The 15,191-nt window shown below is 44.6% G+C and carries 14 protein-coding genes; 10 read left to right on the top strand and 4 right to left on the bottom strand.

Annotation, left to right across the window (positions count from 1 at the left end; genetic code table 11):
* Positions 1–73: 73 nt before the first annotated feature.
* Entirely contained in the window at positions 74–751 is a 678-nt protein-coding gene (hpsU, locus tag QUB26_RS07945; protein WP_333317402.1) for a hormogonium polysaccharide biosynthesis acetyltransferase HpsU, read from the bottom strand.
* Between the two features lie 55 nt (positions 752–806).
* Here hpsU and QUB26_RS07940 point away from each other — a divergent pair, with 55 nt between their 5' ends.
* Positions 807–1,742, top strand: coding sequence for a cation diffusion facilitator family transporter (locus QUB26_RS07940; RefSeq protein ID WP_333317399.1), 936 nt, complete (start codon positions 807–809; stop codon positions 1,740–1,742).
* 95 nt (positions 1,743–1,837) lie between these two features.
* Here the strand turns inward: QUB26_RS07940 and QUB26_RS07935 are convergent, their stop codons facing one another.
* Positions 1,838–2,755, bottom strand: a complete 918-nt coding sequence (locus QUB26_RS07935) for a glycosyltransferase family 2 protein (protein ID WP_333055487.1) — start codon at positions 2,753–2,755, stop codon at positions 1,838–1,840.
* Here QUB26_RS07935 and QUB26_RS07930 point away from each other — a divergent pair.
* Entirely contained in the window at positions 2,682–2,900 is a 219-nt protein-coding gene (locus tag QUB26_RS07930; protein ID WP_333055490.1) for a hypothetical protein, read from the top strand. The genes QUB26_RS07935 and QUB26_RS07930 overlap by 74 nt on opposite strands.
* Here the strand turns inward: QUB26_RS07930 and QUB26_RS07925 are convergent.
* The gene (locus QUB26_RS07925) at positions 2,897–3,868 is read right to left on the bottom strand and encodes a glycosyltransferase family 2 protein (RefSeq protein WP_333317397.1); all 972 of its coding nucleotides are present in this window, start codon (positions 3,866–3,868) and stop codon (positions 2,897–2,899) included. The genes QUB26_RS07930 and QUB26_RS07925 overlap by 4 nt on opposite strands.
* A gap of 309 nt (positions 3,869–4,177) precedes the next feature.
* Between QUB26_RS07925 and cobU the strand changes: the two genes are divergently transcribed.
* The 3 genes from cobU to QUB26_RS07910 all read left to right on the top strand — a co-directional run bounded on the left by cobU (position 4,178) and on the right by QUB26_RS07910 (position 7,605).
* Entirely contained in the window at positions 4,178–4,753 is a 576-nt protein-coding gene (gene cobU, locus QUB26_RS07920; RefSeq protein WP_333317395.1) for a bifunctional adenosylcobinamide kinase/adenosylcobinamide-phosphate guanylyltransferase, read from the top strand.
* Between the two features lie 280 nt (positions 4,754–5,033).
* Positions 5,034–5,456: a hypothetical protein gene (locus QUB26_RS07915; protein ID WP_333317393.1), complete on the top strand. Its 423-nt coding sequence runs from the start codon at positions 5,034–5,036 to the stop codon at positions 5,454–5,456.
* A gap of 79 nt (positions 5,457–5,535) precedes the next feature.
* Positions 5,536–7,605: an AarF/ABC1/UbiB kinase family protein gene (locus QUB26_RS07910; protein ID WP_333317391.1), complete on the top strand. Its 2,070-nt coding sequence runs from the start codon at positions 5,536–5,538 to the stop codon at positions 7,603–7,605.
* A 208-nt stretch (positions 7,606–7,813) separates the two neighbouring features.
* Here the strand turns inward: QUB26_RS07910 and QUB26_RS07905 are convergent, their stop codons facing one another.
* Entirely contained in the window at positions 7,814–8,155 is a 342-nt protein-coding gene (locus tag QUB26_RS07905) for a hypothetical protein (protein ID WP_333238213.1), read from the bottom strand.
* Positions 8,156–9,224: 1,069 nt separating this feature from the next.
* On the opposite strand from QUB26_RS07905, the gene QUB26_RS07900 reads away from it, so the two are divergent.
* From QUB26_RS07900 to QUB26_RS07880, 5 genes are all read left to right on the top strand, one after another.
* Positions 9,225–10,016: a sigma-70 family RNA polymerase sigma factor gene (locus tag QUB26_RS07900; protein WP_333209067.1), complete on the top strand. Its 792-nt coding sequence runs from the start codon at positions 9,225–9,227 to the stop codon at positions 10,014–10,016.
* Positions 10,006–11,166, top strand: coding sequence for a DUF1822 family protein (locus tag QUB26_RS07895; RefSeq protein WP_333209069.1), 1,161 nt, complete (start codon positions 10,006–10,008; stop codon positions 11,164–11,166). Before QUB26_RS07900 ends, QUB26_RS07895 begins: the two co-directional genes overlap by 11 nt.
* A gap of 31 nt (positions 11,167–11,197) precedes the next feature.
* Positions 11,198–13,060, top strand: a complete 1,863-nt coding sequence (locus QUB26_RS07890) for a CHAT domain-containing protein (RefSeq protein ID WP_333317389.1) — start codon at positions 11,198–11,200, stop codon at positions 13,058–13,060.
* Positions 13,057–14,163, top strand: a complete 1,107-nt coding sequence (locus QUB26_RS07885; RefSeq protein ID WP_333238204.1) for a hypothetical protein — start codon at positions 13,057–13,059, stop codon at positions 14,161–14,163. The genes QUB26_RS07890 and QUB26_RS07885 overlap by 4 nt, the downstream gene beginning before the upstream one ends.
* A gap of 370 nt (positions 14,164–14,533) precedes the next feature.
* A complete protein-coding gene (locus QUB26_RS07880; RefSeq protein WP_333238202.1) occupies positions 14,534–15,094 on the top strand; it encodes an REP-associated tyrosine transposase in 561 nt (186 codons plus the stop codon).
* Positions 15,095–15,191: the final 97 nt, after the last annotated feature.

Raw genomic sequence — 15,191 nt, 5'->3', positions numbered from 1 at the left:
CGTCCTTTTTGGACGGGCGGGACGCCCATCCCACAATAACAATTAAAATTGTAAGTTATTTAATTCGCGATCCTTACGAACTTTGGTTAATTTCTCGCTGACAGCGGGGACGACAAGGTGTTCCTGTGCAAATAAAGCCTGCAGGCATATTTTTAAATACGCTGCTGCGAGCTCCGATTAAAGCGTTAGCACCGATTTCGACACCAGGGCCAATGAAGCAGTCGGCGGCAATCCAAACGCCGTTATTAATGATCACAGGTGCTGTGATTAAGCGAAAGGCTGGGTCTTGAGGGTCATGAGTGCCAGTGCAGAGGTAGCTTTTTTGAGAAATGACGCAGTGTTTGCCGATCGCAATTCGATCGAGACTGTACAATACAACATCATCTCCGATCCAACTGTAATCGCCGATGGCAATTTTCCAAGGATAGGTAAAACGAGCCGTGGGACGAATGATCACACCCCGACCTATTTTCGCTCCAAATAACCGCAGCAAGCCGCTTCTGATGCCGTTAAAAGGGTGTGGAGTGAGAGGAAATGCGATCGCCTGCACCAACCACCAAAGCAAAATTAGCCAAGTAGGCTTTCCTCGATCGAACTTTGATTGATCGTACTTCCGCAAATCAACCAAAGATTCGCCTGTCAAAGTATTTGCGTGATTGTCGCTAATTGGACGATCGTTTATTTGAGAATTTGGGGAATTTGCGATCGAATTTTCCGGATCTTGGTGCGGATTTGGTATATAATCGGTCATTGATAGTTAATTTAATGTTTAATTTTAAATCGAGTTTAACCTTAAGGACTGCTGCATGACATTTCTAGTTAGGGACAATTTTGACTCGGAAAACGCCAAGGATATCGCACAATGCGAGAATACAAATCCCAGAATTGGCAAAGTGCGACTTTTACAAACAGCATTGGTACTGCTTAGCAGCTTTTTTGTAGCAGAGTTAATCGCCGCACTTAATTCTCATAGTTTGTCCCTATTAGCAGATGCGGGTCACGTTTTTTCAGATGTAGCAGCTTTAGCAATAACTTTGACAGCGACTTGGTACTCCTCAGTCAAACGCAAAAGTAAATCCGTAGATTGTGCGATCGAATTGAGATCGGGCAGTATTCTCAAGAACAGGCAAGATGCCTGTTCCACAAACAGTGAGTCTTCTAGTGGGGTGGGCATCGGCACTATTGTTAAGAATAGGCAAGATGCCTGTGAAGCGAACAGTGAGTCTTCCTGTGGGGTGGGCATCCTGCCCGCCCGCCCAGAAATTATTGCTGCTTTAATTAATAGTATCAGTTTAGTAGCGATCGCCCTTTGGATTGCCGCCGAGTCGATCGCCCGTTTGCAGTCCCCAACACCCGAAGTAGAAGGGCTCCCGATGTTAATTACCGCCATAGTCGGTTTAAGCATCAACTCGATTAATGCTTGTTGCTTGCATTCCTGCTGTCACGGTGACTTGAATCTCAAAAGCGCCTTTCTGCACGCAGTCGCCGACATATTTTCATCGGTTGGAGTAATTTTAGCGGCGATCGCCGTAGCGTGGCTGCACTGGAATTGGGCTGACGGCTTAATTAGCTTGCTAGTCTCTGCATCAATTATTTTATTAACCCTACCATTGCTAATAGAAAGCATCCAATTGCTGCTAGGAAAAGTATCAGCAATATCCGCAAGTCAACAGCCTTGTGATTGCGAAAAAGTGAGCGCAGAAAAATTGCTTTTTCCATCCCTCGAAGAACTTATTAAATGAAAATGTCTCAAGCCACTCGGTATGGGCTGGCTTTCGTAATTCCCAATTCCCAACTACCAATTCCTAATTCCCACTTCCCCCATGCCTCCAAAATATTAAGGCAATTTCACTTCTGTCTCCTGAGTGATAACTACTGGCGGCGACAGAGTAGGCTCAGGTTCTGCCACATTCAACTGACCGCCACAACAACGCAACTCGTAAAGCTTTGCATTAATTTGATACTCATATTGACTCAATAACCTTGCATAAATATAGCCAGCTTTTCCATCTAAAAAGCCGAGCTGAATGAAGTAAAATAAAATAAATCTGAGCATGGGTTTAAACGGCAGCCGCACCCAAACTTTTTTGAGAAAGCGTTTTCGTTGCACTGCATCTCCAAATAAGTGAGCGCCAATAGTACCGCTGTCGTCGCGCCCTTCAATAATATTGTAATAAACGCGAGCTTCCCAATTAGAATAGCGGTTGTGCCGTTCTATCCAGTGAAATAAATCACGGTAATCCTCGTGGATCATGTCATTTTTTAAGTAGCCGACTTGACCGGCTAAAATGACGTGTTCGTGAACTTCGTTGTCGCCAGTATTGGGGACGGATTCAGTGCCTAGATTTTCGTAACGACCTTTTTGATGCTTGAACAAACGCAAATTCCAGTCGGGATATCGGCCTCCATAACGCAGCCACTGGCCTAAAAAGAAGACTTTGCGGTTGAGGTAGTAGCCGTCAAAATTGGGGTCTTCGATCGCCTGCGCGATTTCGTCCCAAAGTTCCGGGGGAATGCGTTCGTCGCAATCGACAATTAATACCCATTCGTTGCGAAAAGGCAGATTGTCCAAAGACCAATTTTTCTTTTTCGGCCAGCGGTTGTCAAAGTAAAACTGTACTACTTTTGCGCCGGTGCTGATGGCAATTTCTACCGTGCGATCGCTGCTTTGGGAATCAACCATGAAAACTTCATCCGCCCTAGCAATGCTGGCCAGACACGCTGGTAGATTAAGTTCTTCGTCTTTTGCCGGAATGAGAACTGAAACCGGAATCTTGGATGAACTAGATGTCATAATCGAGTGCTTGAACCTAAATGCGGTCGAGTTTTTTGTGGATGAAGTGCGATCGGCACAGCAGGGCCGACGACTTGAGCAGCGAGGGATATTGCCTATAGCCTAATGCCTGCTGGTCGATTTCGGTGCAAAAATCACGCCGCGGATGGCTGCGATCAAATAACCGATTTGACCCCAGGCAAAAACGAAATTTTCAAAACGCAGCCCTGGATCTCTAATATATTTAAAAGACTTCCAGACACCCCTCAAGATTCTTTCACCCCCCCGCCCAAGCTGAGCAATACCGGCTCGATCGGACAATTGTTCGCGATAACACTCGCTGATGCCTTGCCACCACCCGCGCTCTAGAAACCAAGCTTTGTTGAGCCTTTCTGTCGCGACATGGTGAAGCACCAGGGCCTCCGGTAGATAAACTACTTGCCAACCTAACTCTAAAGCTAATTCTGTGGCCCGCAACTCTTCATTTGACAGCAACTTTTTGCCGACTCTACCGAGTTTGACATCGAAGCCGCCAATTTGTTCGAGAAAAGCGCGCCGGATTGAGTAGTTTACACCCCTGGGAGTCAAACCGGCAGCAGTCACGTACAGGCAAGTGTCGCCTAAATCGTATGCTCCCAAGTTCTGGGCTAATCCCGGTGACAGCCATTCGGGCGGGCTGACTCCAGAAGGCCAGAGCAAATTGACTTTGCCACCAGCTACGGCGAGTTTTTGATTGCTTTGATAAGCCGCGTGCAGCACCCTGAGCCAATTCGGCTCAGCAATAGCGTCGTCGTCGAGATAAGCTAATATTTCGCTGCTAGCTTCCTTTGCGCCGGTGTTCCGGGCTACTGACAGACCGATTTCGGGTTCCCAGACGTACTTGAGGCGGCCATCACCCTGTCTTGCTTCTACCACCTCGCGGGTGCGCGAAATCGAACTTTCGGGGCTGGCATAATCGCTAGAAGCGTTATCCACTACTACTACTTCAAAGTTGTCGGGAAAATCCTGTACCAGCAAGCTGTCGATCGCCCCACCTAAATAGGCGGCGCGATTGTGGGTGCAAATAATCGCTGATATCTGAGGATGATCTGGCATAAATAACAGCTTGGGAAATACGGGGGTTCTCGATCGACTTACTCTGATCTTGTCTCATCAATGCTATTATCGCTTAAAAAGCATTTGGTAGTTGGCCGTTTAAATCATAATTGGTAATTGCTAATTGGGAATTGGCAATTGGGAATTATGTTTAATCCTTTGTATGTGACCCCGCCCAAAGAAGGGAGACAAGCCCGCAACATTAGTCGTGAGCAGCCCAAAAATTTTAACCAAACTTCAATCTCCCCAAATCATTTGTTGTGGAGTAAATCTAAAATCTAAAATCTAAAATCTAAAATCGACTGACTAATGACTAACTCAGAACCTACCAGATCGAGACAATTAATCTTAGTAACTGGGCCGGCCCGAAGCGGCAAAAGTGAATGGGCCGAAACTCTGGCGGCGGGTTCGGGAAAACAAGTAATCTATGTGGCTACCGGTCAGGTTGATGAAACGGATTTGGAGTGGCTGCGTCGCCTCGAACAGCACCGAAATCGCCGTCCTGTTGATTGGGCAACTCTAGAAGTGCCGATCGACTTGTCAGCAGTTGTGCGATCGGCCTTGGAGTCAGAATGTTTGTTGATTGATTCCCTGGGAACTTGGACGGCAAATCTTTTGGAACAAGAAGCTGCTGTTTGGGCTACTACGCAGCAAGATTTGCTCGCCTGTTTGAAGTCGGCGGCGGCTGATGTAATTTTGGTAGGGGAAGAAACCGGATGGGGTGTTGTGCCTGCTTATCCGGCGGGGCGGCTGTTTCGCGATCGTCTCGGTACTCTCGTGCGCCACATCGGGGCGATCGCCGATACTGTTTATCTCGCCACCGGAGGTTACGCCTTGGATCTAAGGGCTCTGGGTACACCGCTGCCGCCCGTAGCGAAAAATTAACAGCCGGAGTCGCGATCGACAAGAGAGAAAATATATCGGTTTCCCGAACGACAATTTTAACTGAACATCAGGTAGAATTTTCATTAAGTAAGATTGAAAATTCAAGACTCACATAAATTAGTCAAAAAACATACTCACTTGGGGGACAGCTCAACAATTTGACATGAGGAATAGCCAAATTTTGAAATTCTGTAAAAGATAAAATGTCTCTTAAGAAAGAGTAGGAATTTCCAATTAAAAGTCTAAACTAATCAATTAGTTGAAGGGTTGACTAAAAGTTATGGCATCAGAGAGTGAAGTAAGAAAATATATTGCTTACTGGTTTCAGTTAGGCAAAAAAGTATTAATTTACAACGGTTCCGAAGCGCTGCTGCCCAAATCGGTAAATGCGGGCGATCGCTACAGCCAGGAATTTGAAGACTGCTGGCAAAAAATCATCTCCCGCGACAGCGGAGACTGTTACCTCGACGGCACAAACGAAACAATTGCCAAACTGCTGACACCAGCTTGGGAAATCAGTCCCTGCGCGCGCTGCGCTATGCCCGTAGTGTTCCAACAAACCGGAATGCCCCCGGAGTTCTGTCCCTGTAACGACTTACCGAACTGGCCCGATACCGAAATGCCCCAACCTCGATCGCCCGTCAGCAGCCAATCGCAACTCTCAGGCATTCGCGATCGACTCCAAAGATCCAGCGGCGAGTAAGTATATATAAGAAGGAAGAAGGGTGTTCTTCCTTAAATTGTTACAATATATTTACAATGCTTCACACTAGGTCTGATTTATGAATGTCAAGACAGTATCGCCAGCCTCCCCGCAAACTAATGTAAATTCAGGGACTCAGGCTGTACTAAGCAATCTCCAAGATGCAAACACAATTCCCCTGCAAGCAGTACCAGTATCATTAGAGACAGAGGTCGTAACGGACGATCGGCTCAAATCAGCCAGAGACATAGCTTTCGAGTTGGCCGGAGATGCTGTTCGGTACGATCCAGTGGCGATCGCAGCCCTGTACCGAAATCGACCTCTACAAGTCTGGGGAAGGCTGTCGAGCGTTGTTTGGACATTTTTTAGCTTTGCCTTCAGTGTATGGTTCGACGGGAAAACAGGTCGTACCGCCACCAACGAAAAGCGCCGCGCCGTCCGACTGCGAGAAATTCTGGGTCAACTCGGCCCAGCTTTCATCAAAATCGGACAAGCACTCTCAACACGCCCCGACTTAGTACCGCCAGTATATTTAGAAGAACTAACAACGCTGCAAGACCAATTGCCAGCATTTCCGAACGAAGTAGCATATCAATTTATCCAAGAAGAATTGGGCGCCCACCCCAAAGACATCTACGCAGAAATCAGCCCCGATCCGATCGCAGCAGCATCTCTCGGACAAGTCTACAAAGGCAAACTCAAAACCGGAGAAACAGTCGCAATCAAAGTCCAGCGACCGGGTTTAGCCGAAAACATCGGCTTAGATATTTACATCCTGCGGCGCGTTGCAGTTTGGGCGCAAAACACCTTCAAAATAATTCGCAGTGACCTCGCAGCAATTATGGACGAGTTGGGCGAGCGCATTTACGAAGAAATGGACTACACCCACGAAGGTCAAAATGCCGAACGGTTTGCCCAACTATACGGCCACATCAAAGACATTTATGTTCCCAGCATCTACTGGGAATATACCCGCCGCCGCGTCTTAACAATGGAGTGGATCACCGGCATCAAACTTACGAATTTAGAGGCCGTTAAAGCTCAAGGAATCGACGCTCCTTACTTAATTGAAGTGGGGGTGCAATGCTCTCTCAGACAACTCCTAGAACACGGTTTCTTTCACGCTGACCCCCATCCCGGCAATCTTTTGGCAACTCCTGACGGTCAATTAGCTTATCTCGATTTCGGGATGATGAGCGAAGTTAAACCTTATCAGCGATACGGCTTGTTGGAAGCTGTGGTGCATTTGGTGAACCGCGACTTTGAAGGTTTAGCAAAAGATTATGTCAAGTTGGAGTTTTTAACGCCCGATACGGATTTGACGCCAATTATTCCAGCTTTGGCCGGCGTGTTTAACAATGCTTTGGGTGCTAGCGTTGCCGAACTCAATTTCAAAAGCATTACTGACGAACTTTCGGCGGTGATGTACGAATATCCTTTCCGGGTTCCAGCTTACTATGCTTTGATTATTCGATCGCTCGTTACGTTAGAAGGGATTGCCATTAATGTCGATCCAGAATTCAAAGTGTTGAGCAAAGCCTATCCTTACGTAGCAAAACGGCTGTTGAGCGACCCCGCACCGGAATTGAGAGCATCTCTGCAAGATTTGCTGTTCAAACAAGGCGAATTCCGCTGGAACCGCTTAGAAAACTTGCTCAACAATGCCCGCGAGAGCGATGATTACGATGTCAGCAAAATCTTGAACCAAGCTTTAGAATATTTATTTTCCGAAAGAGGAGATTTCATTCGCGATCGTATAGTCCTCGAATTAGTCAAAAGTCTCGACACACTTTCCAGCAACGCCTTTGCTAACGCCAAAGCAGTCGTCGGCGAATGGTTTGGAGTCAAGGCAAATCAACCTGTGGTTTCACCAACTGAACAAAAAAACCTAGAACACATCAAACGGATTTGGGATATTTTGCAATCAACTCCCGGTTTTGACGGGACGAAAGTATTGCAGCTATTGCCGCAGTTGTTGGTGAAACCCCAAGTGCAGAATATGGGGCAGAAAGTAGTCGGCGGTTTAGCTCAAAGAGCAGTTGCTAGGGTTATTCGCGAGTTTTTGCTTTCGCAGGAACCGGATGCGATTCCCGTGAATGGAAGCTACCCTAAAACTTCGCCTCAGTTGTCTTTACCTGCGGCGAAGTAGTTATCTCATGTCAGGCGAATTGACCATAATTCCTGTAGGGGCGGGTTCACCAATATCTACTATAGAAACGAGAGATTCTGTAAACCCGCCCCAGCTTTTGAGCGTGGTCGATCGACCATGATATTAAATTGGGAGATTGGGATTTTTTGACCGCAGATATTAGCAGATAAACACAGATGAACGCAGATGAAATGTCGTCTGCGTTCTTTTAATTAAGCTTAAATCCTTTAGCGGCTAATTGTTGGCGGAGACTTTGAATCATTACGCGATCGAGAGTATTTTCACTACTCTTGGTACTAGATTGGCGCTGTTGTTCAATATATGCTGTACGCTTTTGAGATAAGTCGCGGATGGTCTTTTTAATCGCTTCTCTTTCGGTTTTCTTTCCAGCAACATATGCTCTCTTTTCTGTTAGCGTCATCCCTCGCATGATTTCTGGTAAATTATCATCTGATATTGCCTCTAGTTTAACTGTGCCGTTTTCGAGAGCATCGAGCAAGTCCCAAGAAGCATTATCATAGTATTCAGAAGCTTTGGACGCACTACGCAAAACCCTATTGCTGCCAGCATTACTATCTTCAACTGCTTGACGTTGTTGTCCTATTATTCCTTCTCTACCGTAAGGAATGTAGGTTTGATTTAGTTTAGTATTTCAAGTAGAAATCTCGTCGTCGTAAGGGGACTTGATTACCACAATTTGTTGGTTTTGATTAATGTTGAAGCTACTGCCTTTTGCTAAGGAATGAGAATTAAATAACTTCCACTCTTGAAAGTGGGATGGGCCTAAGAGCCCATCCAAAAAGGACGGGCGGGACGCCCATCCCACAAACTTGTGGAAGTTATTTAATTCTCATTCCAAAGATCGATCGCCCCTCAAGCCTTTTTGTTCTTTCTGTTTATTTATCAGGGTGAGCTCGGTAGTTTTATGCAAAACTCTCCAGTTTTTTTGGTCGAGTTTGGCAAAGACTGCGTGGAAGTACGGAACCACGGGTGTTTTGGGGATTTAAGGGCGATCGAATAACGCGCTTTCCCAGAATCCGGCGGGGAATGAATTCCCCGCCTCATAGCGAAAGTCCTCTCAAAGAGGACTGGTAAATTCTTCAGTCGGCGACCGACGACTTTCGCTTTGAGGCTCTTGTTTCAACAAGAGCCGGAGTTCGGGATTGCGAGATAGCCGGATTGCGCGATCGATCTGCTTGTTAACACTAAAGATCGATCGCCCCTCAAGCCTTTTTGTTCTTTCTATTTATTTATCAGGGTGAGCTCGGTAGTTTTATGCAAAACTCTCAAGTTTTTTTTGATAAAGTTTGACAAACACTGCGTGGAAGTACGGAATAACGGGTGTTTTGGGGATTTAAGGGCGATCGAATAACGCACTGGTGGTCAGAAACCGGGTTTTTCGCAGAAGACTTCGTTACAAACCTGCATAAATCGCAAAAACCCGGTTTATGCAGGTTTTGATGCGTCTTAACAAAAATTCACATCTAATTCAACTGCCCAATCCACCGCACAGCAAGACTTTCAACCATCCTCTGAAAAAAATTTCTGAATTTCGCATAAATTCCTCCAACTTACCCTGATAAATAAATGTAGGAACAAAGTTGCGGCCGCACTTAACTATGACTGATAAATCCAACCCCTCCGAGGGGGAAGACCACTTATCCGACGAAACCGATGCTGTTGGGTGCTCAGTAAAATCGGAAAAGTTCGATCGAGATCCCGCACACCAGCAAATCGTCGAACTCGTCACCAAAGCTTGCCAACAGCCCCCCGGCAGTATCAGGCGAAGTCGTTTCTTGAATCAACTAATTCGAGAGATTATCAAATCCGGCAAACTCTGGAAACCAAAAACACCTTACTATGAAGAGGCATTGCAAGAAACCTGGATCTATCTCAATCGAAATTTATGTGAAGCTACCACAGCAAAACGACCTTACGATCCCGAAGAAAGCCTGATTACTACTTGGTTAAATAGCTATCTCGAAAGGCGGCTTTTTGATTGTCGTCTGGCCCCAATAAAAGAAAGTGAGACACCAAACCGCCGTCGAATAGCGTCCTCAGAAGGAAAACAAGACAAAGAAACCATCAATCCCATTGACTATCTCGCCGCCGATTATGATGTAAGTTTCTATTTGGACGAACTTCTCGCATGGATAGAAACCGATCCAAATAACGAGTTAAAAAGCAGACACGTTAGAGGCAAACCGCAGATAAATTGTCAAGTTTTATTGCAGCGAAAATGTTTGTACGGTCAAAGTCTTAAAGAACTCGCCAAAGAGTTTGGCTGCGCGCATTCTACTTTATATCAATTGTTCAACAATGACTGCCGTCATCTGCTGCAAAAATTTTGCGAAGACCAAGGATATCAAACTTTAAATATACCAGGAGTGTACCAAAACAATGAACCATAACAACCTTTGGGAAATCGAATCTTTGCCGATGCCAATTACTCAGAAGGCACTGCAAGTTGCTCAGCAGTTTGCCACCCAACAGCGCCACCCGCAAAGGCACGAGCAAGTTTATCTCAATACTTTGGCAGTGCTGGCAGTTCGCGATTATCTAAAAATCATCGATATTGAGACTGACTTGACTGAATGCGATAGCTGGAATCCCGTAATTCGCCTGTTTGCAGATGCGGGAGATTTGTATGTTAAAGGATTGGGAAAAATCGAATGCCGTCCAATTAAAAATCGACATCAAACTCAAGAAACTGGCAACCAGAATTCATCTGCACATCCGCCTGAGATTTGCCCGGTGCCGGTGGAAGCAAGGGCAGAACGCATTGGCTATATTGCTGTAGAAATTGATGAGGAGGAAAAGGAAGCGAGATTGCTTGGTTTTTCTCCCAATGCGGATGCGGGGGAATTAGTATTGAGCGAATTGCATTCCCTGGATGATTTTTTAGGGCATCTAGAACATTTGTTGGAATCTCAAATTAACCTCAGTCAGTGGTTGATGAATGTATTTACGGCTGATTGGCTGCCTTTTGAAGCGGTATTTAACCAGCAGACACAAACTTCTCAGGTGGAGATTCAAAATCCGGTTGAATCTCAGTTAGGCAATTGGTGGCAAAATTTTGTAGACAGATGTTTGCAGCAATTGGATCGAGGTAAACAAAATTTAAAAAACTTGATTTCTCCTGACGAAACCCCCAGTTTTGCATTACGAGGAGGTGGAAATTCGAGAGAAGAATCTGCGTTACAGAGCAGTCAAAGTAGCATCAATAGGTTTCCCGAAGCCGATGTCACGCGGGCTAAGTTGATTGACTTGGGAATGCGGCTGGGAAGGACAACGGTGGCTTTGTTGGTGGCGATTGCTGAAGAGAGCGATCGCACTGTCAGAGTTCACGTTCAACTGCATCCGGCGATCGGAGAACGTTACCTGCCCCAGAATATTAAACTTTCCTTAATCTCCGACATCGGTAAAAATCTAACCGAGTCACAATCAAGGATTCAGGAGAGGTACATTTTGCTGAAGGATATTGAGGTCGATCGAGACGAGAGTTTTAGTATTCGAGTAGCTTTAGATGATTTCAGCGTCACAGAAAATTTTGTGGTATGATATCTCGATTAACTCTACTCGCGTCTAATTTATGAGCTTAAGATTTATCTTGGGTTTAGGGATGGGGGATCTACACAAGGGTTTTCCCGACATCACAGGGGAGTTTCAAGAAAACCAAACAACAGTTCATAAATTTAAAGGAAGTTTGCCACCAGCCCCGGAAGTTGATGATCTGCAAAAAAGATGGCAACTTATTTGTCGTGCGGGAAAATCTAGCAACATCCTTTCTAGAATTAAAGTTAAGGCTACAGGGACAACCAATATTTGTGAAGATAATCCTCAATTGATCTATCAATATTTGAATGAATCTATGAGGCTGTGGCTGAGTAGTGAGGAGTTTTATGCGGGAATTGAGGAAAATTTTAGAAATGTAGTCGATGCGTTTGGTGGTCGAGATCGGTGCTTTGAAGTATTTCTCGAAATCAAAGATTCGGAAAATTGGCATCTGCCTTGGGATGCGTGGAAATTTCGCGAAGATTACAAAAACTGTGAAATAATTAAAAGTCCGTCCCAGTATAGAAAAGCTCTCAAAAAGGTAACTACAGGCGGAATGCCTCTGCCTTCGCGAGGTAGAATTTTATGTGTCTCCGGTAATAGTGACGGACTCGATCTGAAACAAGATGAGAAAAGTCTTCAAATGTCTTTTGGCGATCGCTGCAAGTTAGAATTTATGCAACAGCCAACACCGGAAAAGCTACGCGAGAAGTTGTTAGAGGATGAAAAAAATTGGCAGATTTTATATTACGGCGGGCATAGCAATAGCAATGCTGTCAATGGATGGCTGCATATTAATGAAGCAGATTGCGATAATACTGTCACAATAGACTATTTAAAAGAGGGGTTGGAAAAATCAATTTTTCAAGGATTGGAGTTGCTAATTTTAAACTCGTGTTCTAGCCTCCAATTGGCAGCAGATTTAGTAGCTGGAGGCTTGCCTTTACCGTCAATGATTGTGATGCGTGCGCCGATACCAGATAAAATTGCTCACGATTTTGTTAAGTCTTTATTCGGATATTTAAGCAAAGAATATCCTTTGTTTTTAGCAGTACGAAAAGCTAAGGATTATTTACAGAAATGGGAATCTCAGTTTCCCGGTGCGAGTGCGATACCAGTGCTCTGTCAGCAGCCAACTTTTGATGGGTTGACTTTACTGCAATTAAAGCGCGATCGCCCTTTGATGGCTGCTGCGGATGATGTGGTGGACGATCGCCCAAACAACGATATCTCTATTTTTATTTCTAATTTGATGCAGCGCCTGGGAATCGGTTTAGCTACTACCGCTAGCAGTTATATGTTAATGGGCCCGATACTTGCCCCAGTTGCTAATCAAATTGGCATGGAAAACCACCGTCAAAATAAACCTTTAATTGCGAAAAAATTCTACAAATTAGCAAGTTTAATTAACCTTAATTATGCACAGCCTTACTATAATTTAGCTATGTTGTGCGACGAATTGAATGACGATCGCGGTGCGTTAGAGGCCATGCAAAATGCTGTATTGCGAGGACTTCCTGATGCTTCTGCTCAAATATCTAAATTATTCATTCGCAAGGATAAACATCAAGCAGCTTTAAAGGCGATCAACCTTTGTTTAGAACACGCTAAATACGACGGTGTAAAAGCTGCTTGTATCAAAAATCGTGGCTGGATACGGTTTAAAGAACAGCAGTATGACGATGCAGAGATAGATTTTCAAACAGCAATTGGATTGACAGACAATAGCCCGGAATCTCACTGTTTTTTAGCACGGGTTATGGAAACTAAAGGTAAGCCCCATGAAGCGTTAGAACACTGGGAAAAAACGATTAAATATTCTAAATCTAGCGTACCAGAACAAGAGCAATGTATCCAAAGTGCTAAACAACATTTACGAATAAAAGGAAATATCAAGTGAAAATCAGGATTGCAGTTTCTATAGCTTTAAGCTCGATCGCAACTACCGCACTAGCAGCCAGTAACAGAATATCCAACGGACTGATTATCCATAGTAGCGGGGAAGTTGCGATCGAGCGCCAAAACGGGCTAATTGTCCGCCCTACCAGCGGTACGCCGATTTATCCGGGAGACACACTGCGAACAGCACAAAACGCCCAACTGACGCTGCAATGTGCAGATTTGGGAATTAAGTCGATCGCAGGGAGTGAAAATCAATTGAATAGCTGTTTGTTAGCCAAGGAAAAGTCGAAAGCTGATTGCAGCGCCGACTTGATTAAATGTCCCGATCGCGGCGACGGTAAAATTGCTTGGAATAGCGCGCCCATTCCTTATATTATCAGTCCACGGCGGACAAAATTGCTCGACAGCAAGCCAATTTTGCGGTGGAATCCGGTTGCTGGTGCTACTAGCTATAAGTTGAGCCTCCGGGAAAATGGAGCGAAATTAAACTGGGAAATGACTGTTAACGGTACTGAAGCTGTGTATCCGGGGGAACCGGCGCTGAAACCGGGTGTTAGGTACCGATTGATTGTCGAGGCGAATACGGGTGTTTCTTCAGAAAGTGCTGTTGGGGAGGGGGATATCGAGTTTAGCTTGCTGGATGAGACTGAGGTGGAAAGGGTGAAAAGTGAGGTTGGGGCGATCGACAAACAAGTACCTAACGAAAACGCCAAAAAATTAGCCATTTCTAGCGTTTATCTTAACACAAACTTGATAGCCGAAGCAATAGAAATTTTAGAAAATATACAAAAAGCCGGAGTGGAAACACCGCCAATTAATCGAGCCTTGGGCGATATGTATCTGGAAAAGCTACAACTGGTTCCCCAGGCAGAAGTCTACTATTCCAAGGTCATTAATACGGCGAAACCAGACGATATTGAGGAGTTGACAGCCGCTCGATACGGATTGGGGCAAGTTCATTCAGCGATGAGAAATAATCTGGAAGCTATGAAATATTTGCGAATGGCAAAAGATGGATATACAACCTTGGGAGATTTGCCAATGGTGGAAAAGGTAGAGAAGCAATTGCGAGATTTGCAAAGGAGGGAACAGAGGAAATAATAAATTGTTCATGAATGTACGATCCTAAAAACAGAATTCGTAGGGGCGGGTTCACCAGGGATTTTGTCACCCACAAATAATCTTTATAAACCCGCCCCCACCCAACCAATAACCCCAAATAACATCAATTCGTAGGGGCGGGTTCACCAGGGATTTTGTCACCGACAAACAATCTGTAAAAACCCGCCCCACCCCACCAACAACCCCAAATAACATCAATTTAATGGTTAAATTCAATGAATTATTAATATTTGGGTGTGGTGGGGGCGGGTTTTTACGCTCCGTTGTTGGGTGTCATATATTTCGGTGAACCCGCCCCGTAAGGATTGTGATATAATATTCGGTATTTTATTGATTGCAAAAAAAAAATATGAAATACAATCCCCATATCCATCATCGCCGTTCTATTCGTCTACCAGGATATGATTATAGCCAACCAGGTGCATATTTTGTGACAATTTGTATCTGGCAACGTCAGTGTTTATTAGGTGACATAGAACAAGGGAATATGCTATTAAGCCGTTACGGTGAAGTGGTTAACTTTAATTGGTTTAACCTCAAGACAGTATATCCTCATGTTGAATTAGATTCTTTTGTTATTATGCCGAATCATATTCATGGAATTATCCTTATAAAAAATCAGGATCAACGTCACGGCTTATCGGAAATTGTGAGAGGCTTGAAAACATTTTCTTCCAGTCGGATAAATCAACTGCGTCATGTTTCAGGAATCTATGTATGGCAAAGGGGTTATTATGAACATATTATTCGCGATGAGACAACGTTTGCAAAAATTCAGGAATATATTATCAACAATCCGTATAAGTGGGAAACCGATGAAATGCACCCATCTAAAAAATTTTACAATTCCAATAAAGTTAATATTAAATTAGATAACAAAAATGTATTGTCAATGAATTTACGTTCCTGAAAATGTAGGGGCGGGTTCGCCAGAATTTTACTCACCCACAAATAATCTTTATAAACCCGCCCCCACCCAACCAATAACCCGAAATAACATCAATTTA

Source organism: Microcoleus sp. B4-C1, assembly GCF_036705285.1.
GTDB lineage: Bacteria > Cyanobacteriota > Cyanobacteriia > Cyanobacteriales > Microcoleaceae > Microcoleus.
This window is presented reverse-complemented; position numbering and strand designations above follow the sequence as displayed.